20 protein-coding genes and 2 tRNA genes are annotated in these 26,472 nt (G+C 46.3%); 7 read left to right on the forward strand and 15 right to left on the reverse strand.

Going from position 1 to position 26,472, the window contains the following annotated elements:
* Window positions 1-1,081 precede the first annotated feature (1,081 nt).
* The 5 genes from BQ9893_RS11780 to mltG all read right to left on the reverse strand — a co-directional run bounded on the left by BQ9893_RS11780 (window position 1,082) and on the right by mltG (window position 7,348).
* A complete protein-coding gene (locus tag BQ9893_RS11780; protein WP_075966222.1) occupies window positions 1,082-3,496 on the reverse strand; it encodes an alpha-L-rhamnosidase-related protein in 2,415 nt (804 codons plus the stop codon).
* A gap of 34 nt (window positions 3,497-3,530) precedes the next feature.
* Window positions 3,531-4,040 (reverse strand): TlpA family protein disulfide reductase, encoded by a 510-nt coding sequence (locus BQ9893_RS11785; protein ID WP_075967349.1) that lies wholly within the window; start codon window positions 4,038-4,040, stop codon window positions 3,531-3,533.
* 7 nt (window positions 4,041-4,047) lie between these two features.
* Complete coding sequence (locus BQ9893_RS11790; RefSeq protein ID WP_075966223.1) at window positions 4,048-4,632, reverse strand: indolepyruvate oxidoreductase subunit beta; 585 nt, start codon at window positions 4,630-4,632, stop codon at window positions 4,048-4,050.
* Complete coding sequence (locus tag BQ9893_RS11795) at window positions 4,629-6,227, reverse strand: thiamine pyrophosphate-dependent enzyme (protein WP_075966224.1); 1,599 nt, start codon at window positions 6,225-6,227, stop codon at window positions 4,629-4,631. Before BQ9893_RS11795 ends, BQ9893_RS11790 begins: the two co-directional genes overlap by 4 nt.
* A gap of 92 nt (window positions 6,228-6,319) precedes the next feature.
* Entirely contained in the window at window positions 6,320-7,348 is a 1,029-nt protein-coding gene (mltG, locus tag BQ9893_RS11800) for an endolytic transglycosylase MltG (RefSeq protein WP_075966225.1), read from the reverse strand.
* A gap of 284 nt (window positions 7,349-7,632) precedes the next feature.
* On the opposite strand from mltG, the gene BQ9893_RS11805 reads away from it, so the two are divergent.
* Window positions 7,633-7,719, forward strand: a tRNA-Ser gene (locus BQ9893_RS11805).
* Between the two features lie 201 nt (window positions 7,720-7,920).
* Here the strand turns inward: BQ9893_RS11805 and BQ9893_RS11810 are convergent.
* The 7 genes from BQ9893_RS11810 to panC form a co-directional block, all read right to left on the reverse strand.
* Window positions 7,921-7,994: transfer RNA gene (locus BQ9893_RS11810), tRNA-His, on the reverse strand.
* 91 nt (window positions 7,995-8,085) lie between these two features.
* A complete protein-coding gene (locus BQ9893_RS11815; protein WP_075966226.1) occupies window positions 8,086-9,168 on the reverse strand; it encodes a CapA family protein in 1,083 nt (360 codons plus the stop codon).
* A complete protein-coding gene (gene folD, locus BQ9893_RS11820) occupies window positions 9,165-10,061 on the reverse strand; it encodes a bifunctional methylenetetrahydrofolate dehydrogenase/methenyltetrahydrofolate cyclohydrolase FolD (RefSeq protein WP_075966227.1) in 897 nt (298 codons plus the stop codon). Before folD ends, BQ9893_RS11815 begins: the two co-directional genes overlap by 4 nt.
* A gap of 25 nt (window positions 10,062-10,086) precedes the next feature.
* Window positions 10,087-11,412, reverse strand: coding sequence for a signal recognition particle protein (ffh, locus tag BQ9893_RS11825; RefSeq protein WP_075966228.1), 1,326 nt, complete (start codon window positions 11,410-11,412; stop codon window positions 10,087-10,089).
* Between the two features lie 94 nt (window positions 11,413-11,506).
* Window positions 11,507-12,829 (reverse strand): MATE family efflux transporter, encoded by a 1,323-nt coding sequence (locus BQ9893_RS11830; protein ID WP_075966229.1) that lies wholly within the window; start codon window positions 12,827-12,829, stop codon window positions 11,507-11,509.
* A gap of 107 nt (window positions 12,830-12,936) precedes the next feature.
* On the reverse strand, window positions 12,937-13,287 hold the full coding sequence (gene panD, locus BQ9893_RS11835; RefSeq protein WP_005646588.1) for an aspartate 1-decarboxylase: 351 nt from the start codon (window positions 13,285-13,287) through the stop codon (window positions 12,937-12,939).
* Window positions 13,288-13,403: 116 nt separating this feature from the next.
* Window positions 13,404-14,243: a pantoate--beta-alanine ligase gene (gene panC, locus BQ9893_RS11840; RefSeq protein ID WP_075966230.1), complete on the reverse strand. Its 840-nt coding sequence runs from the start codon at window positions 14,241-14,243 to the stop codon at window positions 13,404-13,406.
* Window positions 14,244-14,342: 99 nt separating this feature from the next.
* Here panC and BQ9893_RS11845 point away from each other — a divergent pair, with 99 nt between their 5' ends.
* Both BQ9893_RS11845 and BQ9893_RS11850 read left to right on the forward strand, forming a co-directional pair.
* Entirely contained in the window at window positions 14,343-15,161 is an 819-nt protein-coding gene (locus BQ9893_RS11845; RefSeq protein ID WP_075967350.1) for a glycogen/starch synthase, read from the forward strand.
* Window positions 15,162-15,171: 10 nt separating this feature from the next.
* On the forward strand, window positions 15,172-16,557 hold the full coding sequence (locus tag BQ9893_RS11850) for a DUF4270 domain-containing protein (protein ID WP_075966231.1): 1,386 nt from the start codon (window positions 15,172-15,174) through the stop codon (window positions 16,555-16,557).
* A 75-nt stretch (window positions 16,558-16,632) separates the two neighbouring features.
* Here the strand turns inward: BQ9893_RS11850 and BQ9893_RS11855 are convergent, their stop codons facing one another.
* Genes BQ9893_RS11855 through BQ9893_RS11865 form a run of 3 tightly spaced genes read right to left on the reverse strand, consistent with a single transcriptional unit; the run spans window position 16,633 to window position 21,180 of the window.
* Window positions 16,633-17,940 carry a glycoside hydrolase family 57 protein gene (locus BQ9893_RS11855; protein ID WP_075966232.1) on the reverse strand — a complete coding sequence of 436 codons (1,308 nt, stop codon included), beginning with the start codon at window positions 17,938-17,940 and terminating at the stop codon, window positions 16,633-16,635.
* A 16-nt stretch (window positions 17,941-17,956) separates the two neighbouring features.
* Window positions 17,957-19,225: a glycosyltransferase family 4 protein gene (locus BQ9893_RS11860; RefSeq protein WP_075966233.1), complete on the reverse strand. Its 1,269-nt coding sequence runs from the start codon at window positions 19,223-19,225 to the stop codon at window positions 17,957-17,959.
* Between the two features lie 14 nt (window positions 19,226-19,239).
* Window positions 19,240-21,180: a glycogen debranching enzyme N-terminal domain-containing protein gene (locus tag BQ9893_RS11865; RefSeq protein ID WP_075966234.1), complete on the reverse strand. Its 1,941-nt coding sequence runs from the start codon at window positions 21,178-21,180 to the stop codon at window positions 19,240-19,242.
* 321 nt (window positions 21,181-21,501) lie between these two features.
* On the opposite strand from BQ9893_RS11865, the gene BQ9893_RS11870 reads away from it, so the two are divergent.
* From BQ9893_RS11870 to BQ9893_RS11885, 4 genes are all read left to right on the forward strand, one after another.
* Window positions 21,502-23,592, forward strand: a complete 2,091-nt coding sequence (locus tag BQ9893_RS11870; RefSeq protein ID WP_075966235.1) for a M3 family metallopeptidase — start codon at window positions 21,502-21,504, stop codon at window positions 23,590-23,592.
* Window positions 23,593-23,827: 235 nt separating this feature from the next.
* The gene (locus tag BQ9893_RS11875; RefSeq protein ID WP_075966236.1) at window positions 23,828-24,262 is read left to right on the forward strand and encodes a dCMP deaminase family protein; all 435 of its coding nucleotides are present in this window, start codon (window positions 23,828-23,830) and stop codon (window positions 24,260-24,262) included.
* 11 nt (window positions 24,263-24,273) lie between these two features.
* A complete protein-coding gene (locus BQ9893_RS11880; protein WP_075966237.1) occupies window positions 24,274-26,007 on the forward strand; it encodes a S41 family peptidase in 1,734 nt (577 codons plus the stop codon).
* A complete protein-coding gene (locus BQ9893_RS11885) occupies window positions 25,952-26,467 on the forward strand; it encodes a 5-formyltetrahydrofolate cyclo-ligase (RefSeq protein ID WP_244155124.1) in 516 nt (171 codons plus the stop codon). The genes BQ9893_RS11880 and BQ9893_RS11885 overlap by 56 nt, the downstream gene beginning before the upstream one ends.
* The last annotated feature ends 5 nt before the right edge of the window (window positions 26,468-26,472 follow it).

Consider the following 26,472-nt stretch of genomic DNA (forward strand, 5'->3'; position numbering starts at 1 on the left):
CCGTGCGCCGGTCGCCATCAGTTTGTATTGCTACAAACCATGCTGCCCCTCGACTTGCATGTGTTAAGCCTGTCGCTAGCGTTCATCCTGAGCCAGGATCAAACTCTTCGTTGTTGATTTGTTTTTTTATACCTTCGCTCAGAATCTCGTCTCTTTATTGTAGTCCTTGACGGTATGTTTCGTATTATTAATACGTCTCTTGTACTACTTGTTGATATGTAAATCTTTCAAAGAACTTGTCGCTATCGTTTCGATTGCGGCTGCAAAGGTAAGGACTTTTTTTTAACCGCCAAATTTTTTCGAAAGAAAATTTGAAAAGTTTTTTTTCAAAGCCACCGGACGGTCGGACATCTCGCTTAGCCTCGCTAACCTCATCCCCTCTCCCGGGTTACCTCTTCTCCATTACGTCGATCTTCGCCACTCTCGCTCGAATGCGGGTGCAAATGTAGAGCTTTCTATGAATTCAAACAAATTTTTTGAGAACTTTTTTCTCTGTTTTTTTATAGGAGAATATCTGTTATTATAAGGTACGTATGTGCGAGAAATAGTACAACATTTTTTACAATAACCTACTGTTTTTCTATTTCGATCCCCAAAACAGATGATTTTGAGTTGACTTTTCTCTGCTAAAATCTTGCTTTTTGTGACATACGCACAAAAGACCTGCGTACCTCATCTCAAAACCATATATTTTGTCAAGCCGACATCTCTCATCCTACACATTCCGATAAACCTTAACTTTCGGAGAATCGAATATTTGAATCCAGACAGGGGGCCGTACGGAAACAGGTTAGGAAAATAGGGGCTATTTTTGAGGGATCAGACACTTCATTTCTACGACGACCGTCCTCATCACCACGACGACCGTCTTCATCGCCGTGAAGTGCCGAACTCGTCATACACGAAGTCGGACTTCATAGCGATGAAGACGGTCGTCATGGAAATTATCTGCGCTCCTCACGGGATAAATCGTTTTTCAATCTTTTTTAAGCTTGAAAAAAATATGTCAAATACAACTTGATTCGAGATTTTTTTTCAGTTTTCGGGATCATTTTATACAATAAGGGAGATATCGATAACCTTATTCTACCGTCAAGACCTGTTCACCGGATTTGAGTTGATATTCTTTTCCTTTCCAAACGAATAGGCCATCTGTACCTGCCGGCAATATAAGACGTGCCGTCAACTTGCCCTTTTTATCGAGTTTATAGGAAGCAGTCACGCTGCCCGCCGGGTGCGGCATCGTACCCGAGACCTCTTTCAGGTCACCCAATGACGGAGCGATACGGACAGACTTGAAACCCGGTGCATTGCTGTCTATACCTAACAATATACGGAAAAACTCGATATTCGGACTGGCTCCCCAGGCATGACAATCGGAACGGGTCGGTTCGGGCATCTCCGCCCAAGTCGTCAACCCTAAGGCCATCTGGTCTCGCCAAATCTGCAGATTGTCGAGCAGGCGGTCACCCATACCGGCGGTCTTCAATGCCTGATGCACATAGTAACGGAAGTAGATTGTCGCTTGTATCAGCGACGGATCGTTCAACGTTCGCGCCATCACCTCTGCGGCCTCCTCGCCCGTCACGATACCCGCCAGTATAGCCAACGAGTTGACATGCTGCGAGAAACTACGGTGATCGTAAGTATCGGCAAACAATCCACGGGCAGCATCCCAGTATTTCGCCCGGATCGTTCCCCGGATCGCAGAAGCGATTCGCATATAATGATCTGCCATCGACGGAATGCCGAAAGCCTGTTCCATCTCGGCAGCCGATTCGAGCGTCAAGATATACATCAAGTCCTGAAAAGCAGAATTACCCTCCTTTTCACGCACAGGTTCGCCCGACTGAAAACCGGCAGCCCAGTCGGCAAAGAACCAATGTGGCACATATCCCAGGCTATGATCCGGCTTTAACCACTGCTCGTACCAGGAAAGCACTCCACGATAAGCAGGCAGCAAAGTTTTCATATAAGCCTCATCCCCGCGATACATCCAGTAGTCATGCCCCATACAAATCCACCAAAGTGAGAAGGAAGAAATGAACTGATGCAGGCTCGACGGATAACGACTCATCGTAATTCCGTCAGCTACGACCGACTGCCGTCCCTGCTCGATTGCATTCTTCACCATATAAGCATCATGCGTATTATATAAGGTAATCATCGCCTGGATACGAGTATCGCCGAAATACTGCAACTGTTCGTAATAAGGGCAATCCATATAAGTCTCGTTCGCACAAAGGCGTGCCGTACGCCAACCTATCTCAAGCATCTTATTCAACTCGTCGTGTCCGGGTGCAGAAAAAGCGACCTCGCTTCGGAAAGGATAAGCGGAGAACGTACCATAGACATCTTCCAGTACAAGCGGTTCGTCGGCAGTCGAGATCGCCAGATCCACATACCGCCACGTACGCCACCAAAGGGTGGTAAAATCGCGCCCTTCGCCTCCGTCGGCAATCACTTTGTCTTCATATCCAATGAATCTTTTACCCTCCACATCATCACGGTTTCCTTTTGCCGGAAGCGAATAAGATTTAGTCGTACCCTGCTCCTTGTCTTCATAAAGAGCTTCGGCATAGGCTATCGCTATTTCGGCATTCTTGCCACGACTGAACAAAAGGGAGAGATAGCCCGTTGTCAGCTTACCATTGTCAAGCAGGAGATACACCTTGCTATTCGCAGGAACTGTCAGCGAAGCTTTTGTTTTCAGGAATCCGGCAGGCACCTTCACCCCTTCGGAGATACGCACAGCCTCAAAACGTTCGGGTTGCAAATCCATCGGGGGAATCGGACAAGGCACAAGCAAGCGTCCGGGATAATCACGCGATCCCTTCGCCCCTCCCTCGATCCCCGTACGGGCAGGCAGCCACTTGCTGTCGTCATAAGCAGACTGTTCCCATCCCCAAGGATACTTTGATGCGGAGAGAAGTTCACCCGGTCCCGCTACATAATAGCCCAAGACTGGTTTATGCCAAGGAGCATAGGCTTCGTTCCTCATACACAACCAAGAAGCATCCGTATTGACAACAGCCTCAACCTCCGTATTCCCTTGCAGGAGAAATCCGGTCTGATTAAAACTGATCTGTGCAACCGGCTTCTGCTCAGCATAATTCCAGACCACAGCCGCCAACACGTTTTTCCCCTTTTTCAGGAAAGGAGCCAGATCGACCGTTTCAAAATTCCAGTTGTAGATATCTCCACGTGCCGGTCCGAGCGAAACGAAACGGCCGTTCAGGTAGAGCTTGTAACGGTTGTCAGCCGTCACATGAACAATAAAGCGGGATGGGACTTCGCTCAGTTCGAACGTCTTACGCATGTGGTAAACGCCATACACATTGGCAGGCTCTCCAGACATGGAAATCCAGCACGCTTTCCAGCGTCCGGCAAGGAGTTCGGGATTGATGTCGGCTTGCCGGTAACCCTCCAAGCGGATCTGGGCGCCAAGCGGCAGACTGCAAAGCAGAGATAGAAAAATCAGTACACGTGTCTTCATATAAATATATGTACATTCTTATATTCCATATCCTTTATTTTAAAGCCGCTTCTATTTTTTCCATCAGTTCGGCAAATTCCTCGTCGCTATAGCCTTTAGTGGCATATATCACATTACCGGTCTTGTCAACCAAATAACTGCGCGGAATCAGGTTCTTGGCAAAAGCGCCATAGATAGCCCGGTTCCTATCAGGATAGAGAGGAAAGGTAAAACCTTTTTTCTCGTTATATTTCTGCAATTCGGCATCCGTATGCTCGCGTCCGATCACCAACAGGGCAAAATCCTTGTTGTCCTTGTATTTCGGCCAAAGCGTCTTTTGCACCTCGGCAAGTTCCTTTTGGCAGGGAGGACACCAAGTTGCAAAGAAATTCACCAAGATCACTTTTCCCTTCAAAGAAGAAGAAAGCGTCTGCGTACCATTGTCGTTCACAATCGTAAAAGCCGGCATCTGCTGTCCTACTTTTACAAGGTCCCCACTCCCATCCTGCGCCTTTACGACAAGGGCAAGGAGAGCAAAAAAAGCAAGGATTACATACTTTTTCATTTGCATATTATTTTTGCATGCTCTGTGCTACATCGTAACCGGCTTTCAATGCCTTGAGGTTCATTTCCACGATTTCCTCGCCTTTACGGCCGAATATGTGGCGGATACCATCGGCAATCTTATCATATTCGATACCGACAAAGGGGGCAGCAGCTCCCAACATCACAATGTTGGCCGCACGTACGGATCCAACCCCTTTGGCGATAGCTTCAACATCCAACACGACCTTATGCGGCAGTTTATCCAATTCCCCGTTCAGTTTATCCACCTCCGGATAGTTGGGAATATTGATGAAAGGCTGCGAATTGGTCACCAACCACCCGTCCTTCTTCAGATACGGCAGGTAGCGGAGCGCTTCCATCGGTTCGAGCGAGATGATCAGGTCCGCCTGCCCCAGCGGAATCAAGTCGGATGCAATCGGTTGGTCGGACAGACGGAGGTTTGACTGCACGTCACCTCCACGCTGGCTCATTCCGTGAACTTCGGCTTGCTTCATGTACAAACCTTCTTTTAATGCGGCTTCTCCGATAACGGCAGCGATGGAGAGGATACCCTGTCCTCCCACACCGGATAATATAATATCTGCTTTCATTTCTTGCTTGCTTTTTTCTTTCTAGTTAATGTCTGAATACATTCACGGCGAGGGATCAGGACGGATACGCCTTTATATTCGATTTCTTCGCGGATAATTGCTTTCATCTCGTCGTAGTTCTTCTTCAAAGGAACCATGACGCGGATATGAGCCGGATCGACACCGATACCCGCACATATCGATTCGAGACGGCCTGTTCCTGCAGAGTCCTGTCCGCCAGTCATGGCCGTAGTCTCGTTATCGGAAATCACGATTGTGATATTCGTGTTTTCATTGACACAATCGAGCAAGCCAGTCATGCCGGAGTGCGTGAATGTCGAGTCGCCGATAACCGACACTGCCGGAAAAACGCCTGCGTCGGAAGCGCCTTTGGCCATCGTAATAGAGGCTCCCATGTCGATACAAGTGTCGATTGCCCGGAAAGGTGGCAAAGCCCCCAACGTATAACAGCCGATATCACCGAACACTTTGGCGCCTTTATAGCCGGCCAACACTTCATTCAGCGCTTCATACATATCACGGTGTCCGCACCCCTGGCACAATGCTGGCGGACGTTGTTCGACAACTTCCGGAATGGCATAGTAGCTCCCGATTTGCTTGCCCAACGCCTTACCGACAGCATCGGGAGTCAGTTCGCCGTCACGTTGCAACGTCCCGTCAAGACGGCCATGCACCCGTATACCGACACCCAGGAAACCTTTGAGTTGCTCCTCGACTACCGGATACCCCTCTTCGAGTACAAGGATTTCCTTACATTCACCAACAATCTTTTCGACCATCTTGCGGGGTAACGGATACTGGCTGATTTTCAATACCGGATGTTCGAAACCATCGGGATAGTTCTCCGAAAGATAGTTGAACGCGATACCGGTCGTGATGATTCCGAGCTCCTTGTCAGGACCGTCGAAATAGGCATTATAAGGTGAGGCTTCGGAAGAAGCGGTAAATGCATCTTGCGCCGCGATCAACGTCTTGAAGCGTTTGCGGGCAAGTGCCGGAAGAAGGATGAAACGCTGACGTCCATCTTCGGGTGTATGCATTTCGTTTTCCTCCTTCTGTTCGCGTCTGACCACCCCTGCACGGGAGTGAGCCATACGGGTGGTGATGCGTACCAAAACAGGATAACCCAGTTTTTCGGATAATTCAAACCCGTCATATATCATGTCGTATGCCTCCTGCTGACTGGACGGTTCAAGCATCGGGATCATGGCAAAGTTGCCATACATACGGTTGTCTTGTTCATTCTGTGAAGAGTGCATCGAAGGATCATCGGCAGTAATGATGATCATACCGCCATTGATACCGCTCATGGCAGCATTCATGAAACAGTCGGCGGCAACGTTCAGCCCCACATGCTTCATACAGCAAAGAGACCGCTTGCCAGCATAGCTCATACCCAACGCTGCTTCCATTGCAGTTTTTTCATTCGTGCTCCAACGGCAGTGAATGCCTCTTTCTTTTGCGATGGCCGAACCCTGTATGAATTCGGTTATCTCGGTCGAAGGGGTTCCCGGATAGGCATAAACACCGGACAGACCTGCATCGATAGCTGCTTGTGCCACGGCTTCATCCCCTAAAAATAGATGTTTTTCCATGTAACGTTTATTTTGTTTTACTTGATTTTTTCTTCTGTTATCTTCCCACAAAGATAAGACTTTTACCCATATCCGCAACAACCGGTCTCTGCTTATCGAATCTTCCGCCTGTTCAATTCCGCCCGATAACGGTTGGCATTACGATTATGTTCGGAAAGAGTGGCGGCAAAGTTATGCCGTCCGGAAAAATCTTCCTTTGCACACATATATAAATAATTATGCTTCATGTGATTCAACACTGCATCCAGCCCTTTGATAGTCGGGATACGGAGCGGCCCGGGAGGAAGTCCGGCATGCTTGTAGGTATTGTAGGGAGAATCGATCTCCAGATGCTCGAACAGGATACGCTGGAGGGAGAAATCGCCCACGGCAAACTTGACGGTCGGATCTGCTTGAAGGGGAATGCCACGTTGCAAGCGGTTGAGATACAGACCAGCCACGACAGGATACTCGTCTGTGGCAGCCGTCTCTTCTTCCACGATGGATGCAAGAATGGCAACTTCGACCGGTGTCATTCCGATTTCTTTCGCTTTAGCCAAGCGGGCGTCATTCCAAAAATTCTTATATTCGCGCTGCATACGTTGCATCAGTTTCTCAGCGGAAATATTCCAGTACACCTCATAGGTATTCGGAATAAACAGTATAAGGACCGTCTCGGTCGTAAAGCCCAGTGATGCACAATAGGCTGAATCAGTAAGTAAAGAGAGCAGGTCATTCTCTCCGATCATCAACTGCCCAGCAAGCCTTTCGGCCAGGTCCTGCTTGAAACGTATATTATTAAAGGTGATCCGAGTGGCCTCCTGATGCCCCCGACGCAGATTGTTGAGCATCGTCAGGTTATTCATACCCGGCTCCACGGCATAACGTCCGGTACGCATACTAAGGGGATATTTCAGCATTCCGGCAAGCTGCCTGAAACTCCCGATACGCCGACAACCGGCAGAGTCGGCCAACTGGCGACAAAGATCCTCAAAATCTTTCTTCTCGTCAATATAAACATATACGGTCTTGCGTGGCTCAAAATCAGGTGCAAGTATCAAACGGTATGCCCAGAATCCCATTCCTGCCAACAGGAGGACGATAAACGAGAGGATTCCGATTATGAGAGTACGCTTTCGCATCTTCTTTTTCTCCATATTATATTACAGTCTGCTGTATATCAGAACCGGTCACAAAAATAATATCTTTTTCCCGAATGCCCTATCTCTTTCTTACTTATTCCAGCTATCACAACCGAGTGTAGAAATAAATGTCCACTACCTCAGAATTAAAATCCTCTGATTGCCAATAATATGCAAGGAAACGCACTTTTTTATTTAAAAATAATGCACCAAATACTTTGTATATTTAAAAACTTAAGCATATCTTTGCAGCGCAATTCAAGGGAATAAAGCACAAAACTCATGGAAGTGTGGGTGAGTGGCTGAAACCACCAGTTTGCTAAACTGACGTACGGGTTACCGTACCGGGGGTTCGAATCCCCCCGCTTCCGCAGTTAATCCATTGAATATTAAAAAGGCTTTACTTTAAAAGTAAAGCCTTTTTTGTGTTATATACAATGCCACAAAACATCCGGTTACACATCAAAAAAAACAGAACTTTCTCAGTTTGTTTACTCTCAATAATTATAAACAAACGACAAGATCACAACGAAGAGGAATAAAAAAAGGCTGCCTTTACAGACAGCCTTACGGGTGAAAAATGGGACTCGAACCCACGACCCTCGGAACCACAATCCGATGCTCTAACCAACTGAGCTATTCTCACCATGTTTATCTTATCAAGTGTTTATCTCTTTAAGACGGTGCAAAGATAGAGGTTTTATTTTAAACTGCAAATAATTCGAACACTTTTTTTGTCAAAAAACATACTCTTCGACCCCTTTATTATTATCTTTTAGAAACAAACGAGTCTTATTTACATACTTAATTAACACCGAATCGACTGAAAAAGAGGAATTTTGATTCTTTTCTGACCCGAAAGTTGCCGGAACCACCCGAATATCTTCTTTTCCCTGTTTATTCTTATACCGGGAGGAATAAATCAATGAATATTGTGCGGAAGCGATGTATCGGTGCAAACCTTTCCGTCCTAAAACGACTTTTACCATGGCACCTCCGTCGGTATGTTCCCGGCTCATGTTCGATATAAAATTACCCAATGAATAAACGACCAAATGGTCGGAAGTCCCATCTTTCCCTCTGCGAAGCTCCATCGGTTGGACAACATGAGGATGACAACCGATGATCAGATCGACCCCCTGTTGCATCAACCAAGCGGCCAGTTCGCGCTGTCTGCGAGAAGGCATCTGCTCATATTCCACCCCCCAATGCATATTGGCAATGATAAAGTCCGGATTGAAAAGCTTGGCTTCAGCGATATCAGCTTTCATTATTTCCTTATCGATATAATTGACAATTCGGGGTGTATCGACCTTCAAACCGTTGGTGTCGTAAGTATAATTAAGCATGATGATACGAAAGTCCTTTTTGCGAAGCAACATCGGATATGTGCGGCAACGGTGGTCACGGTCAAGAAAGGTTCCAGTATGACGGATTTCAAGAGAATCCAGCGTTTGGATGGTGCGGACAAGTCCGCGAGTCCGCCTGTCTAAACAATGGTTGTTGGCTAACAGGAAAAAGTCGAAACCGGCTTTTTGCAAAGCCAAAGCAAAATCTTCCGGGGCACTGAAAGCCGGATAGCCGCTATACGGCTTCCCGCCTAACGGAACTTCGAAGTTCACAACAGCAATATCGGCAGCATTCACCTCTTTTTCGATATCGGCGAAATAACCGCTCAAATCAAAAGAATCTCCTCGCCGGGTATTGTCGAGTTGTCTCTGGTGCATCATGGCATCACCGGCAAACAAGATTGTCAGCGAATCCTGAGCGGATAAAGACAGAATGCTCAAAAGACAAAACCCGGAGAGGAGTATTTTCATTTATAAATCTCTTTCTTTCCGGCCAAAAGCGTATTGCGCATCAAAGAGATAATGGTCATCGGACCTACACCGCCCGGAACCGGTGTGATATAAGAACATTTAGGTGCAACCTCATCAAACTTGACATCGCCAGTCAGTTTAAAACCACTTTTGCGAGTTGCATCCGGCACACGTGTCGTACCGACATCCACAATCACAGCCCCTTCTTTCACCATATCGCCTTTCAGGAATTCGGGGACACCCAAGGCCACAATGATAATATCGGCACTCAGGCACATTTCCTTCAGGTTCTCGGAACGGCTATGGCAAACAGTGACCGTGCAATCGCCCGGATAAGCTTTTTGCATCATCAGGGTAGCCATCGGCTTGCCCACAATATTACTGCGTCCCAACACTACGCAATGTTTGCCGCGAGTCGGGATCTCGTAACGTCTCAACAGTTCCAGAATACCGGCCGGAGTCGCCGACACGAAACAAGGGAGGCCGATAGACATACGGCCGACGTTGATCGGATGGAAACCGTCCACATCCTTACGGTAGTCGATCGCTTCGATGATCTTCTGTTCCGAGATATGTTTCGGAAGCGGAAGTTGCACGATGAAGCCGTCCACATCCGGATCGTTGTTCAGTTCGTCCACCTTGTGAAGAAGCTCTTCTTCCGTAACATCGGCTTCATAACGGATCAGAGACGATTTGAAACCAATCTCATTACATGTCTTCACTTTACTGGCGACATACGTTTCACTCCCCCCGTCATGGCCGACCAATATGGCAGCCAAATGAGGAACCTTGCCACCGGCAGCCTTGATGCGGGCCACTTCTTCCGCCATCTCCTGCTTCATCTGAGCTGAAACGGCTTTTCCGTCCAATAGCTTATACTGTTGTTCTTCCATACTCTCTCTATTCTCTTTTCGGGTTTTATCTTCTGAATGAAGGGAATTTCTTGCTTCCCGGTTTGGCAGCCGTCAGCATACGCATCATCTTGCGTGTTTCGTCGAACTGCTTGATCAGTTTGTTCACTTCCTGGATCGTCGTTCCGCTACCTTTGGCGATACGCTGGCGACGCGAACCGTTCAAGATTGCCGGATTCGTACGTTCTTCGGGAGTCATGGAATAGATGATCGCTTCGATACTCTTGAAAGCATTGTCGTCGATATCCACATCTTTCAAAGCCTTGCCTACGCCCGGAATCATGGAGGCCAGTTCTTTCAGGTTACCCATCTTCTTGATCTGCTGGATCTGAGAAATGAAGTCGTTGAAGTCGAACTGATTCTTGGCAATCTTCTTCTGCAAGCGTTTGGCCTCTTCTTCGTCATACTGTTCCTGCGCACGTTCCACCAAAGAAACGATATCACCCATACCGAGGATACGGTCTGCCATACGTTCAGGGTGGAAGATATCCAAAGCATCCATCTTTTCGCCCGTTCCGACAAATTTGATCGGCTTGTCGACTACCGTACGGATAGACAGAGCGGCACCACCGCGAGTATCACCGTCGAGCTTCGTCAGTACAACGCCATCAAAATCAAGGCGTTCATTGAATTCTTTTGCCGTATTGACTGCATCCTGTCCGGTCATGGAGTCGACAACGAACAGGGTTTCATCCGGCTGGATGGCGCTCTTGATTGCAGCGATCTCTTTCATCATCTGCTCGTCGATGGCCAGACGGCCGGCGGTATCGACAATCACGACATCGTTGCCTTTCGCACGTGCTTCGCGGATCGCATTCATCGCGATCTCCACCGGATTTTTGTTCTCCAGCTCCATATAGACAGGCACTCCGACCTGTTCGCCCACCACGCGCAACTGTTCGATAGCGGCCGGACGATACACGTCGCAAGCTGCCAACAGCGGCTTTTTATTTTTCTTTGTCTTCAGCAAATTCGCCAGTTTACCCGAAAAAGTCGTTTTACCGGAACCTTGCAAACCGGACATCAGGATGATTGCCGGATTTCCCTTCAGTTCCAGATCGGTCGCCTTTCCTCCCATCAGTTCAGCCAACTCGTCATGCACGATCTTGACCATTAACTGGCTGGGTTTAACGGATGTAAGCACGTTCTGCCCTAATGCTTTCGCTTTTACCGTATCGGTAAAGCTTTTGGCTACTTTATAGTTTACGTCGGCGTCGAGTAATGCCTTACGCACATCTTTCAATGTTTCAGCCACATTGATCTCCGTGATCTTACCTTCACCTTTCAACAGCTTAAACGATCTGTCTAACCTTTCGCTTAAATTCTCAAACATAATTCGTATGTATATTTATTTTATTTTCTATTCTTCGAATGAGAGGCAAAGGTAAGAAAAACTGACGAATAAAGAAAAGATCACAAATTCCGAGTCAGATTTTCTTATCGTGCCAAGATGCTTTCTTCAAATAAATGACACTCGCCACCAATAAACCGGTATAATACACCACCTCGGTCATAAAACAAACGGCAACCGGCATATGCAGGCGCATTCCGGCCACATATATAAATAATGTATAGAAAACAAGGGTGACCAACTCCATCACAAAGGCCGAACGGGTATTTCCCGTACCTGTCACCCCGCTGAACACGATATTGGCAACCGCTCCGATCAGCAGAGCTCCCGAAATCACATAAAGGGAAGGTATCGAGGCGTGTATCAATGTCACGTCATTGGTGTAAACCGATAGTATCGCAGAAGGGACCAGACAAGTGACAGACACAAAAACAGCCATGATCCCCAACGAGATCCAGGTTATATGGCGGATGATCAGGATGACCTGATCCTTGTGTCCCGCTCCGATGCTGTTACTCACAAACGTATTCGTTGCCGTCGATAAAGAATTGACCGGAATCAACAAAACGATGTAAACACTCCGGATAATATTCGCAATCGCCAGTTCACGTTGCCCCAAATGTTCCACGGCCACAAACAGCATAAAATAAGTACTGAGCGAAATAAAATACTGCAACATCGTGAATATCGAGATGTCCAACACACGCCTCAGCAGTTTGAAATCGAACGATCCGAACTGATTCAGTGCATACTTCTTGATATCCACCGTTATCCGAGTATAGAGCACATAAAACACGATAGACACCGCCTCCGCCATCACCGAAGCGATAGCCGCGCCTTTTATTCCCAATTCCGGGAAGCCGCAGTTACCGAATATCAGCAGGTAGTCCAGCAACACATTCGTCAACGCCATCACAACGGCATTCAGCGTCAACACCTTCGTTCGTGTAATACCGATAAACAAAGCACGGAACATCACATTCACAAAAGAGAAAAAGAACCCGAACACACGCCAGTCCAAGAATTCTTCCGTGGCGTTCAGAATCGTATCGGAAGAAATCAGTACCCGCATAATATCCCCGGCGAACAGGCGGGACAAGGTGAACATGACACCCGCCAGCATAAGCAGGAAAAAGACGCCCTGTATCATCACCGGCCCGACATCCTTATAATTCCGCTCCCCGTTACGGCGGGCCATGATGATCTGCGATCCGGTACTAAACCCAAAAGCGATCGTAAAGGCACATATATAATACAAGCCGCCCATTGCAGAAGCTCCCAGCTCGACTTCACCGACCCGACCCAAAAACGCGGTGTCTGTCACATTAATGACATTCTGTGCCAGAAGACTCAAAAAGATAGGATAACTAACATTCCAAATTTGCTTGTTTGTATACATATATAATATCGTTTACGAAGGAAATCCATACTCATAAAAAAAGCCCGCCACATCAGGCGAGCTTTTCGTTTATATGCTATTGCATTTATTTTTCAGCTACCGATGCTTCATATCAGTTTGTTGGTTGCCGTATCCGGAAACACGACCGACGGTTTAAAAGTTTTCGCCTCCTCAAAATCCATCAAGGCATACGACATAATAATAATGATATCGCCTGGTTGGGCTTTGCGTGCAGCAGCTCCGTTCAGGCAAACCACCCCCGAACCACGTTCACCTTTAATGATATACGTTTCAAAACGTTCGCCGTTATTATTATTCACAATAGCGACCTTTTCGTTGGCAATCAGGTTGGCGGCATCCAACAAATCCTCATCGACAGTGATACTCCCGATATAATTCAGATTGGCTTCCGTTACCGTCACCCGGTGAATCTTTGATTTAACTACTTCTATAAACATACGATCTGATTTATGATTTATGATTTATGAATTATTTAGCTACGCTTGTTTCTCCTATATAAAACGATGATTATCCGGGAAACAAACCATAATCCACCACCACAAATCTATATTATTTAGTACTTAATATTATCTATCAGACGAACCTCCCCGCAATAGACCGTGATACATCCTACCGGATAAGTCGTATCGGACCAGTTCTTGATGGACTCCATCGTATTGCCATCTACAATCTCATAGTATTCCACACGCATGACCGGATCGGCGTTTATCGTATCGATAACATAGTCGATCACCTCCTGCACGCTCTTTTCGGGCACAAAGTTAGTACTTTCTTTTAACGTACGAGCTATTAACGGAGCTTTTTGACGCTGTTCGGGTGTCAGACGCACATTACGGCTGCTCAAAGCCAGGCCGTCAGCCTCGCGCAAAATCGGGCAGGCGTTGATCTTCACCGGAATATTCAGTTGCTTCACCATTGCCCGGATCACCGCGATCTGCTGGAAGTCTTTTTCACCGAAATAGGCATTATCCGGTTCGACGGCATAAAAAAGCTTACTTACGATCTGGGCGACCCCGTTGAAATGTCCGGGACGGCGTGCCCCTTCCATTACAGCCGAGACAGTGCCGAAATCGAATGTGCGGGTATCAGGCTCCGGATACATCTCTTCTACCGAGGGAGCAAATACATAATCGCACCCAGCCGATTCCAACAAAGCACAATCTTTGTCCAACGTACGAGGATACGTTTCAAGGTCATGCTTATCGTTAAACTGGGTCGGATTGACAAAAACACTGACCACACATACGTCATTATCTTCCACACAACGCTTAACCAGGCTCAGGTGTCCGTTGTGCAATGCTCCCATAGTGGGAACAAAGCCAATTTGTTTGTTATCACGCTTTTCTTCAGCAAGATAACTCTTCAATTCCTTAATGCTGTTTACTATTTTCATCCTTTAGATGCTTATTGACGGTGCAAAGCAAATAAATAATTGCGGTAAATGAAAGAAATTTTGTATCTTTGTAGCGTCTTTATAAAACTAGTTTACAGAATGGATGCAAAAAAAATCTTGTTTATAGCTCAAGAAATAACACCCTACCTTCCCGAATCAGAGATTGCAACGATATGCAGAAACCTGCCGCAAGGCATACAGGAACGCGGTCGTGAAATTAGGACTTTCATGCCCAAGTTCGGTAGCATTAATGAACGCCGCAACCAGTTGCACGAAGTAATCCGGCTTTCGGGTATGAATCTCATCATTGATGATACCGATCACCCGTTGATCATTAAGGTAGCGTCCATTCAGGCAGCCCGCATGCAGGTATATTTCATCGACAATGAAGACTTCTTCCAAAGAAAGCATACTATCAGCGATGATGAAGGTAACGAATATGAGGATAACGACGACCGTTCGATCTTCTATGTCCGTGGTGTATTGGAAACAGTGAAAAAGCTCCGTTGGATACCGGACGTCATTCACTGCCATGGTTGGATGTCAGCGCTCACAGCCCTGTACATCAAACGTATGTATGCCGACGATCCTTGCCTCAAGGATGCAAAGATCGTATACTCTATCTACAACGATGACTTCAAAACACCGTTCCGAAAAGAATTTGCGAATAAATTAAAGATGGATGGAGCCAAAGACAGCGACCTGAAAGGCATCAAAGCGGATACAAGCTTCATCGGGCTGACCAAGCTTGCCATAGATTTCGCAGACGGTGTGATACAAGGCAGTGAAACGATCAACCAGGATGTGTTGGATTATATTGCCACTAAAAAGCACACTCCATTCCTGCCTTACCAGTCACCGGATGTTTATATGGATAAATTCAATGAATTCTACGATGTCGTATTAGGCACAAAATAAATTTAGAGAAATGAAAATCAAGCTTTTTGTACTTGGCCTGAGTCTCGGGATCTCTATCCTGAGCGGGTGTAATGATGATTTGACACAGGTAGGAACAGGTATTCAACCGGAAAATGACAGACCGTTGGTATACGCGGACACATTCTACATGAAAGCAAAAACAGTACAGACCGATTCTGTCTATGCCCGGACAATTTACGGTTCATTAGGAGAAATATACGATCCTCTGTATGGCAACCTGAAGTCTGATTTCATGTGCCAGTTCTACTGTCCTGAAAATTTCCGGTTCAGATACACGCCCAATAACGGCGTAATAGATTCGGTCGATTTTAAAATATATTACAGCCGAAGCTGGACAGGTGATTCTCTCACCCCGATGCGAGTCCAACTTTACGAAGTAACAACTCCGCTGACAAGGGATTTTTATACGAATATCGACCCTGAACAATTCTGCAACATGCAGAAATCATTGGGTATGCAAACGTATACGGCACGTAATTTAAGTGTTTCGGATTCTCTTTGGAATGCGACAACAACAAGCGGTAGCCAAACTGTATATTCATACGATCCTAATATCACAATTCGTATGCCTAAAGAATTGGGGCAACGTTTCTATGACGCGACAATCAAAAATCCGGAAGTTTTTACCGATCAGAATACATTCAACCAATACTTTCCCGGTATTTATGTCACCAACACATTTGGTACGGGAAACATCCTGAATATCGAAAGTACACGAATGAATATTTACTATAAGTACACGATAAAAGGTTCTGCCGACCAGGATTCAATCGTACAGACATGGGAAACTTTCAGTGCGACTTCCGAAGTCATCCAGCTGAACAGATTCAAGAATACAGACATAAGCCATCTGCTGGAACCCAACGACAGCATCGCCTACCTAAAGAGTCCGGCCGGCGTATACACCCAGTTGACAATTCCGGCACAAGACATTGCCCCGATTATCAAAGGACGTATTGTCAGCAATGTGGATCTTTCGCTAAAAGCCCTTCCGCAAGAAGACTGGAAATATGCATTTGAAGCTCCGGAGAACATTCTGATACTTCCGAAAGATTCAATGGATACATTCTTTAAGAACAACAATGTGGAAAACAGCATTACCTCTTTCCGCGGAGAATATACGGCCTCCACTCGTACTTATACATTTGGCAACATCGCCAAATTACTTAAGACTCATATTGAGAACTCGCCGGATGAAGATTTGGTTATCAATATCATTCCCGTACAGCGTCGGATTGGAGAGACAAGAGATTACTATGGACGAACTTCTTACTATACAGTTGCCATTGAAAACTACTTGAAACCTTCTGGCGTGAAACTCCGGATAGATAAAGACGCAATGGAAATGCGTATCATAACAATCGAATATAAATAAACAGACCTTGTTTAATCCGATAAAAAAACCGGGGCTCCCCAAAAGGAACCCCGGTTTTCATTTATTACTTTATCTCTATTCGGCAGCCGCTTTCTTTGCGGCTTTTTTTCTATACTTCTCAAGTTCTTTCTGTAACTTTTCAATCTCTTCCCCTTGGCTCTTGATCGTTGTAAGAAGAGAATTCAATTCTTCGTTCTCTACCTCGACAGGATATAAGGCATTTACACGGCTGATAAAATCGCCCAATATATTCATATAATTGGTAAATGCATCATACGGGGAATCATAAATACCGCGATTCAGCCAAATCCCCGTCTTCTTGGTTGTCATAAAACGGAAGTTATTGCTTGCCTGCAAATAATCCCAGTCTTGCTTGATACGACGGTCATCACATAAATGAACACGCTCAGCCACACTATACAACTTGTTGAACGCTTCGCGCTGCATCACGTTACCCAGCCAACAGCTCGTGTCTCTTTCTTCGTCTGCCCATGACATCGGATAAGGGACATCGACCTGATCGACAGATTTGAACTTCGTCACGATTTCAGACGGAGTCGAGAATGAAATGCCTTTTTCTTTCGCACAAGCCGGCAATGCCTTGATAAACTGGAGGATATTCGAAGACAACGGTTGTGCAATGCCCAAAGCGGAAAGCTCCATAAAGATATTGATAACTTGTTCTTCTTCCGGCAATCCCGCGATCCAACCGATATATTTATCTGCAAATAACGGATACTCGCTCCAATCCGAATTAGAGAAACGAAGGCTAATGTCGTCCGACAATTTGAAATCGCGAAGCAACATCTTCAAATTAGGATTATATGCACAATGATACACATAATGCGGGCTCTTCCAACCCAACACATGCTTGGCTCCTTCGGTCAGAACGCCTTTAAAACCCATACTTGCAATAACCGATCCGATCTCATTTGAATAAATCAAACTGGAATTGCGGAAAACCTTGGGGGCTTTTCCAAAAACCTGCTTGATCTTTGCACTCATTCTGGAAACTTCTTCACGAAAACACTCTTCGTTGGCCAAAGAAGAAAGGCCGTGAGAATAAGGTTCGCACAAAAATTCGCAACAGCCCGTGTCATTCAATTGATGCAACAGGTCGATCACGGCAGGAGAATAGATCTCCAACTGCTCCAATGCCACACCCGAAATAGAAAAAGCGACTTTGAAAGCTCCGCCATTGTTTTTTGCCATTTCAAGCAAAGCAGTCAATGCCGGAATATAAGAACGCTCTGTAATTTCCGTGATACTGCGTTCATTTTCATAATCATCATAATAGTAATGATCCGTACCGATATCGAAACAACGATAGCGTTTCAAATGTATGATTTGATGTATTTCAAAATAAAGACAGATTGTTTTCATATCTAATTGTGTTTTATTATTTACCGTAATTCTTTAAGACATTCTCATAAAGGGCACGAATCCGCAAACCGACTTTTTCCCACGTAATGCCATCGACCTCTTTCTTTCCTTCCACCTGAAGATATTCGAACAAAGAGGGGTTTGTACAAATCGAATGGATAGCGTCGGCCATTGCATAAATATCCCAATAGTCCGTTTTAATCACCTTATCGAGAATTTCTCCACATCCGGACTGTTTGGAAATAATGGAAGGCGTTCCGCACTGCATGGCTTCCAACGGGGCGATCCCGAAAGGCTCGGAGACAGAAGGCATCACAAACACGTCGCTGTTCTTGTAGGCTTCATAGACCTGCCTTCCGCGCTGAAATCCGGGGAAATGGAAACGGTCGGCAATCCCGCGTTCGGCTGCCAGGTTGATCATGGCATCCAGCATATCGCCCGAACCCGCCATAATGAACCGGATATTACGCGCACGCTTCAAAACAAGCGCTGCTGCTTCGACAAAATATTCCGGTCCTTTCTGCATGGTGATACGTCCAAGGAAAGTCACGACTTTCTCTTTCTTATGCTCCGGACGAGGAATATCCAAAAGTTCTTGCGACAACGGATAAACCGCATTATGCACAGCAAAACATTTACGAGGATCCTGATGATATTCGCGGATAACCGTCTGCCGCGTCAATTCGGATACGCACATAATGCAATCGGCATAGTCCATGCCGTTCTTTTCCATTGCATAGACGGTCGGGTTAACCTTCCCGCGCGAACGGTCGAAATCGGTTGCATGGACATGAATGCAAAGAGGCTTTCCTGTCACCATTTTTGCATGCACGCCGGCCGGATATGTCAACCAATCGTGGGCATGAATAATATCGAATTGCTGCTGGCGGGCAACAACCCCTGCTATGATCGAGAAATTATTGATCTCGTCATGCAGGTTCGCCGGATACCCTCCGGCAAACTCCATACAGCCCAGATCATTTACATTCAGATAAGAGAAATCGGCATAGATATGGTCACGGAAAGCATAATACTGTTCCGGCGTCATATAGTTGGGAAGCCTGGATTTCAAATAATCATAATTGACATCCCTCCATACGACAGGCACTTGGTTCATACCTATGATATTCAGGAACCCTTCTTCTTCACCGGTAGGCTTCGGCATACAAAAAGTTGTCTCCACATCCTTCTGCTGGCTCAAACCTTTAGTTATGCCATAGGATGCAACCGCAAGACCACCATATATTTTGGGAGGAAATTCCCATCCAAACATTAACACTTTCATACAGGCTCCTCCTTTTAATAGTTATATTTGCTTAATAAGTACAATATTCTCAATATTTCGGCAACATTCATTGCAAACGATATAGCTCCGCGTCCTTTGAACGGAGGATTACCGTCAAACAATTCTGAAATGGATCCAATGCAATGAGAAGACATTTCATCTTCGTATCCGATCAGATAGCGTTCGATAAATCCTATGCCGCTCATCTTATAAATACGAAGGTACGCCTCGAAATAGAAACCTGCCAGCCAAGGCCAGGCTGTTCCTTGATGATAAGCATAATCACGCTGGATCTGAGGACCTACATAATTAGGGTTATACCCCCCGCTTTTCGGGCTCAAAGAACGGAGTCCTTTAGGAGTAAGCAACTCTTTCGTTGCAATATCGAGCACACCTTTTTTCTGGATGGAATTCAACGGGGAATAATCAAATGCCACGGCAAAGATCATATTCGGACGTACGCTCCATCCCATCATGTTCCCGTCGACGTAATCGAGCAAATAGCCATATTCATTCAGGAACACATCAACAAACGACTTCCCGCTTTTTTCAGCCAAGGCATTCAATGATTCGGCGAAGGCATTATTCCCTGCTTCGCCCGCCAGCTCTCCGACAAATCGCAAAGCATTATACCATAGCGTGTTGACCTCAACAATGTATCCCGTACGTGGAATAACCGGATGTCCGTCGACTGTCGAGTTCATCCATGTAACAGCCTTATGGGTTCCATCCGTATAAAGCAATCCGTTATCATGCAAAGCCAGATTCGGGTGTTTATTCTGGCTGAGGAACTTCATAATCTCTTCCAACAATAAACCATATTTTTCGCGACAGGCCTCACGTGAAACCATCTTAGCATATTGTTGAATACACCAAACAGCCCAAAGCAAGATATCGGGATGCTCCATTTCATAAATCTTGATCCGGCTCGGTTCATTATGGATAAAATCATAAATAGCCTTACGGGCGGTTTCCATCACCATTTCAAACTTGGAGACTTCATTGATGGCCAACGTCAACCCGGGTAAAGAGATAAACAAATCACGCGCCCGGCATTTGAACCACGGATAACCGGCCAAGATATAAAATTCGTTTTCCTGTTTATTCAGGAACTGGTGTGCGGCATTGATCAAACAATGCTGGAAAGTATCGCGCGGCGTACGTGCCTCAACTTCTTCTTCGAATGTTTTTTTCAACGTACGAGTCCCTATTTCAGAAACCCCACCGGAAAAGACGATGCTTTCGCCTTTCTTTATCTCGACTTCAAAATATCCGGGAACATACAGATCCTCGTTAAAATCATAGCCTCTCTCCTGCTCTTTCGGGTATTCGATGCCTCGATACCAGTCCGGCTGGAAATGAAACTCATTCTTTTTGTTCAATTGCATATACAGTTCGGGATAGCCCGGATACATGCATGTTTTGATACCATTCGTCACGACCTGATATTCGCGACTGGCCTGAGCGTTCTCGTGTGTATATTCGCGGACACTGCGAAACGCCAAAAACGGACGTAAACGCAACGTTGTCGCCGAGTGAGCATCCAACAATGTGTAACGAATCAAAATCCGATTCTCATGATGGACAAACAACTTCTCTTTTTTCAGGATAACACCTCCCACACGGTAGATCGTCGTCGGGACTTTCTCGCACTCGAACTCACGGATGTACTTATGGCCTCTCGGGCTGTAATTATCTCCCTGATACTTGTGAAGGCCCAAATTAAATTCGGCCCCATGTTGTATGACAGTTTCATCCAATGACGACAACAAGACATGATTTTCATCATCCAGTCCCGGCACCGGAATTACAAGCAATCCATGATATTTTCTTGTGTTGCAATCAACTATAGTTGTGCAATGATAGGCTCCCGAACGATTGGTACGAAGAATCTCTCTTGGCAGTGCTTCTTCCAGGTTCGTCATAAGAGTCTTGTCAAATTTAAGATAACTCATATTTTTATATTTGGTTTTAAGTTTACGCTTTAACGTGAAAACAAATAAACTGTTTTTGTATCCTGACCAAAAGTATCACTTAAAAAATAAAAAAACAAATTTGCTTTCATATTTATTTAGAAATTTCCTTTTTTACTATTAAAAAATCACCTGATAAACAACCCGTTACATATATACGAAAGTCTAAATATATGTTATCTAACACATGTCAAGCTGTTAAAAACTTTCAATTCCAAATATTTAGCATCACCTGAAAATCAATACCTTTTTATTTTCCGATTATTCCGTACCTTTGTTCTATACTAAATCAACACTAAAGATATGGAACAAAATAGCAAAAATCCCTTTTTCGGGATTTATCAGACCCCGTTCGGAACTCCTCCGTTCGACCGGATCAAAACAGAACATTACGAACCGGCTTTCGATGAAGGAATCCGGCAATTGGACAAGGAAGTCCGAGCCATTGCCGACAACGCGGAACTTCCCACGTTCGAAAACACAATCGTAGCGCTCGAACGCAGCGGCAAGCTGTTGGACAAAGTCAGCTCGGCTTTCTTCAACGTCTTGAATGCGGAAGCAGACGACGAAATGATGGACATATCGCAACGGGTATCGCCCAAGCTGTCGGAAAGCTCCAATAATATTTATTTGAATGAAAAGCTATTCGCACGGGTGAAAAGTGTCTACGACCGGAGAGAAGAGCTGCTTCTGCCGACCGAAGACGCACGCCTGTTGGAAAAGACGTTCGAAGCTTTTTCAACACGTGGCGCCGCGCTCGAACCCGAAAACAAAGAAAAATACCGCAAGCTCAGTTCCGAGTTAAGTCTTCTTTCCCTGACATTTGAACAGAATGCTTTAAAAGACAAAAACCGCTACGAACTGTTGCTGACACAAGAAAGCGAACTGGAAGGACTGCCGGAAAGCATACGCGAAGCGGCCGCATTCAGAGCTAAGGAAAAAGGAAAAACCGGATGGCTGTTCAATCTTTCGGCCCCAAGCTACGTACCTTTTATGCGTTATTCGGCCTTGCGCGAGCTACGGGAAAAGATGTACCGGGAATATATGAGCGTGGGCAACAAAGGGGATGAATATGACAATAAGGAAATCATACGGAAAATCGTCAATATCCGCCTGGAAATCGCCAAGCTGATGGGATACGCCAATTATGCCGACTACAAGCTGAAACATACGATGGCCAAAACTCCCGCACGCGTCTATAAACTGCTGAACGAATTGTTGGAGGCCTACAAGCCGGTTGCCCTAAAGGAATACGAGGCTGTACAAGGATTTGCTTCGGAAACAGAGAAAGAGGACATGACTGTCATGCCCTGGGACTGGAGCTATTATTCCGAAAAGCTGAAAGACACCCGTTTCAGCGTAAACGATGAAATGACACGCCCCTATTTCGAACTGGATCATGTAAAGAAAGGCGTGTTCGGACTGGCCACTCAATTATATGGCATCACGTTTAAAGAGAATAAAGAGATACCGGTTTACCATCCCGAAGTCGAGGCGTACGAAGTCTACGATGCCGACGGGAAATTCCTTTCCATATTATATACGGACTTCCATCCGCGCGACGGGAAACAGTCGGGAGCCTGGATGAACAGCATTAAGGAACAGTATCGGGATAAAGACGGCAAAGACAGCCGGCCGCAAATCATAATCGTGATGAACTTCACCCGTCCGACCGAAACGAAGCCTTCTTTATTGACTTTCGACGAGGTCAACACGTTGTTACATGAATTCGGACATGCCCTGCACGGCATGTTTGCCGAAGGGTCGTACGCAAGCCTTTCCGGGACAAATGTCTATCGCGACTTCGTGGAACTTCCTTCCCAACTGATGGAGAACTGGCTGACGGAGAAAGAATTCCTGGACCAGATAGCCATCCACTACCAAACCGGAGAAAAAATCCCGCAAGAATTGGTACTGAAATTAATCGACGCATCCAATTTCAACGCAGGATACGCCTGTTGCCGCCAACTGAGCTTCGGCTTCTTAGACATGGCCTGGCATACGCGGACAGAGCCGTTCGAGGGGGATGTGACCGCATTCGAAAAAGAGGCCTGGAAACAGACCGTGATCGTCCCCGAAGTTGCCGGAACCTTGATGAGCAGCAGTTTCGGGCATATCTTCTCCGGCGGATATTCAGCCGGCTATTACGGCTACAAATGGGCGGAAGTCTTGGATGCCGATGCTTTCTCTGTCTTCAAAGAAACGGGGATCTTCAACCGGGAGACAGCCCGTTCTTTCCGTGAGAACATCCTGTCGAAAGGCGGCACCGAAGATCCCGACGTCCTGTACAGGCGTTTCCGAGGAAAAGAGCCGGAAATCGGCGCGTTGCTGAAAAGGAACGGGATAGAACCTGCCGGACCGTCTGCATCCGCCCAAAACCGGATGCAAGTGTAATTTGTTTTCGTCCTTGCCGTGTATATTTTTGACAATGTCGAGAATATACGCGACAAGGACGAGAATATACACGGCAACATCAAAAACAAATTACATGCACATCTAATCAAGATTGCCCTATATGGTATTTTAAGATATACGCCAGAACAAAAAAACTCCGAACCTATTCCATTTATCCTAAATATATGTACCTTTGCCTACTATTATATAATAGGATATCTAAAATCAGAAAACGATGTGCGATAAGAAGGAAAAGCAACTCGAATTGGATAAGCGCTATCTCAGGATGGCGGCCGTCTGGGCGGAAAATTCGTATTGCAAGAGACGCCAGGTTGGGGCACTGATAGTAAAAGACCAAATGATTATTTCTGACGGATATAACGGTACGCCATCCGGTTTCGAAAATGTTTGCGAAGATGAAAACAATGTCACCAAACCTTATGTTCTGCATGCGGAAGCCAATGCCATCACGAAAGTGGCCGCTTCGTCCAACAGCAGTAAAGACGCAACGATCTACGTCACCTCTGCTCCTTGCATCGAATGTGCCAAGCTCATCATCCAGTCCGGGATCAAGCGGGTGGTATATTCTGAAAAATACAGAGTGGAAGATGGCTGCAACCTATTGCGTCGCGCAGGTGTTATTATAGATTATATAGAAATAAACGACTAAAGATACGTTTTATGGACAAGAACAAAAGGCTGGCCGTATGGCTGCCTGTGATTATAGCTTTTAGTGTTGCTCTCGGAATCTTTGTAGGGAATCATTACCTCAGACTGACACAAGGGAAGAGACATATTTATTCCAGTGGAAATAAGATCAATGCCATACTTGACATTATCGACGAACAGTATGTCGACACAGTCAATATGAAACAATTGGTGGAAGATGCCATTCCTAAAGTTTTCAACGAGTTGGACCCGCACTCCGTCTACATTCCGGCCAAAGACGCCCAACGGGTGAATGAAGACCTGGAAGGATCGTTCAGCGGCATCGGGGTCTCCTTCAACATGCAGACCGACACCATCCTGGTCATCAACGTCATTCCGGGTGGACCATCCGAAAAGGCCGGATTGAAACCATTCGACCGCATCATCACGATCAACGACTCCCTGTATGCCGGCAACAAAAGCGACCAGGAAGTCATCATGAAGACCTTGCGCGGTGCGAAGAACAGCACGGTCAGGTTAGGAGTAAAACGTAAAAACGAACCGGAACTGTTGTATTTCGACGTGACGCGCGGCGATGTCCCGGTCAACTCGATCGATGTGTCTTACGAAGTAAGCAAGGGGATCGGCTACATCAAGGTAAGCAAATTCGGGCGTACCACTTACAACGAGTTTATCACGGCAATCGCCAAACTGAAACAGGCGGGTTGCACCTCATTCGTGATCGACCTTCGCGGCAACACGGGTGGTTATATGGATGCCGCCATCAATATGGTAAACGAATTCATGCCGGAAGGCCGCCTGATCGTGTACACGGAAGGGAAGGCTTTTCCGCGCAAAGATGTCTACACGAACGGGACAGGCACTTGCCAAGACGCGCCGATCGTAGTCCTGACAGACGAATTCTCGGCTTCCGCCAGTGAAATCTTCTCCGGGGCTATCCAGGACAACGACCGCGGACTGATCATCGGACGCCGCACGTTCGGCAAAGGCTTGGTCCAGTCGCCGATCCAGTTAAGCGACGGCTCAGAAATCCGCCTGACGATCGCACGCTATTACACCCCGTCGGGACGCTGTATCCAGAAAAAGTACGAATTGGGAAAAGACAACGAATACGAACAGGACATCTACCAACGTTTCATGCACGGCGAATTTGACTCGGCCGACAGCATCAAGTTGAACAACAACGAGAAATACGAAACCGTGATGGGACGCACCGTTTACGGCGGCGGCGGTATCATGCCGGATATCTTCATTCCGCGTGACACAAGCGGCGTGACTTCCTACTTCTCCAACGTAGTCAATTCCGGCACGTTGAACCTGTACGCACTCGAATATTCGGATCGCAACTTCGACAAGTTGTCCTCTTTCAAGACCTACCAGGATTTGTACAAATACCTGCAACAACAACCGCTCCTTTCCGATTTCATCAACTATGCGGCTGCGAAAGGGATCAAGAAACGTCCGAACCTGATCAACATATCGAGCAAGCTGATCGAGAAACAGCTCCAAGCTTACATCGTCCGCAACTTCTTCGACGAAGACGGCTTCTATCCTATATTCCAGAACGACGACGTCACGCTGAAACGTGCCGTCAAAGTCCTGAACGAAGGGAAATCATTCCCGACACCGGAGAACAAAAACAATACGCCCGATGGAATTGCACAAAGCCAAACAAGCGCTTCGAAAAGATATGGCCTCCTTAAAGAGCTCATATACGAAGACTGCATTGCTGGATCTATCTGCTAAGATAACGGAACGGCTGGAAGAGACGGAACTCTTCCGGCATGCTTCCTGCATAGCTCTTTACCACGCCATTGCAGGCGAGGTGCAAACTGCCGCCCTGATCGAGAAGTGGTATAGGGAAAAGAAATTATTGCTTCCTCTTATAAAAGGAAATGACCTGCAATTGCTCTTGTATGCCGGAAAAGAATCACTCAAAACGGGGGCTTTCGGTATCCTGGAACCGAAAGAAGACTGCACAGCCGTACCGGAAAGCGAAATAGACCTGATCATCGTTCCGGGCGTGGCTTTCGACCGGCAACGCAACCGCCTCGGACGGGGAAAAGGGTTCTACGACCGACTGCTTTCGACACTGGATGTTCCTAAAATCGGAATCTGCTACGACTTCCAGCTGAAAGACCGGATACCGGTCGAACCGTTCGACCGGAAAATGGACTTGGTCATAACAGAAAAGGAGATCGTGTGATTCAG

The sequence above is a fragment of the Parabacteroides massiliensis genome (genome assembly GCF_900155425.1).
Classification (GTDB): Bacteria; Bacteroidota; Bacteroidia; order Bacteroidales; family Tannerellaceae; genus Parabacteroides; species Parabacteroides massiliensis.

Bases quoted from the DNA above. Each gene is read 5' to 3' on its own strand.
- BQ9893_RS11780 (WP_075966222.1), bottom strand. From the start codon at position 3,496: ATGAAGACACGTGTACTGATTTTTCTATCTCTGCTTTGCAGTCTGCCG.
- BQ9893_RS11785 (WP_075967349.1), bottom strand. From the start codon at position 4,040: ATGAAAAAGTATGTAATCCTTGCTTTTTTTGCTCTCCTTGCCCTTGTC.
- BQ9893_RS11790 (WP_075966223.1), bottom strand. From the start codon at position 4,632: ATGAAAGCAGATATTATATTATCCGGTGTGGGAGGACAGGGTATCCTC.
- BQ9893_RS11795 (WP_075966224.1), bottom strand. From the start codon at position 6,227: ATGGAAAAACATCTATTTTTAGGGGATGAAGCCGTGGCACAAGCAGCT.
- mltG (WP_075966225.1), bottom strand. From the start codon at position 7,348: ATGCGAAAGCGTACTCTCATAATCGGAATCCTCTCGTTTATCGTCCTC.
- BQ9893_RS11815 (WP_075966226.1), bottom strand. From the start codon at position 9,168: ATGAAAATACTCCTCTCCGGGTTTTGTCTTTTGAGCATTCTGTCTTTA.
- folD (WP_075966227.1), bottom strand. From the start codon at position 10,061: ATGGAAGAACAACAGTATAAGCTATTGGACGGAAAAGCCGTTTCAGCT.
- ffh (WP_075966228.1), bottom strand. From the start codon at position 11,412: ATGTTTGAGAATTTAAGCGAAAGGTTAGACAGATCGTTTAAGCTGTTG.
- BQ9893_RS11830 (WP_075966229.1), bottom strand. From the start codon at position 12,829: ATGTATACAAACAAGCAAATTTGGAATGTTAGTTATCCTATCTTTTTG.
- panD (WP_005646588.1), bottom strand. From the start codon at position 13,287: ATGTTTATAGAAGTAGTTAAATCAAAGATTCACCGGGTGACGGTAACG.
- panC (WP_075966230.1), bottom strand. From the start codon at position 14,243: ATGAAAATAGTAAACAGCATTAAGGAATTGAAGAGTTATCTTGCTGAA.
- BQ9893_RS11845 (WP_075967350.1), top strand. From the start codon at position 14,343: ATGGATGCAAAAAAAATCTTGTTTATAGCTCAAGAAATAACACCCTAC.
- BQ9893_RS11850 (WP_075966231.1), top strand. From the start codon at position 15,172: ATGAAAATCAAGCTTTTTGTACTTGGCCTGAGTCTCGGGATCTCTATC.
- BQ9893_RS11855 (WP_075966232.1), bottom strand. From the start codon at position 17,940: ATGAAAACAATCTGTCTTTATTTTGAAATACATCAAATCATACATTTG.
- BQ9893_RS11860 (WP_075966233.1), bottom strand. From the start codon at position 19,225: ATGAAAGTGTTAATGTTTGGATGGGAATTTCCTCCCAAAATATATGGT.
- BQ9893_RS11865 (WP_075966234.1), bottom strand. From the start codon at position 21,180: ATGAGTTATCTTAAATTTGACAAGACTCTTATGACGAACCTGGAAGAA.
- BQ9893_RS11870 (WP_075966235.1), top strand. From the start codon at position 21,502: ATGGAACAAAATAGCAAAAATCCCTTTTTCGGGATTTATCAGACCCCG.
- BQ9893_RS11875 (WP_075966236.1), top strand. From the start codon at position 23,828: ATGTGCGATAAGAAGGAAAAGCAACTCGAATTGGATAAGCGCTATCTC.
- BQ9893_RS11880 (WP_075966237.1), top strand. From the start codon at position 24,274: ATGGACAAGAACAAAAGGCTGGCCGTATGGCTGCCTGTGATTATAGCT.
- BQ9893_RS11885 (WP_244155124.1), top strand. From the start codon at position 25,952: ATGGCCTCCTTAAAGAGCTCATATACGAAGACTGCATTGCTGGATCTA.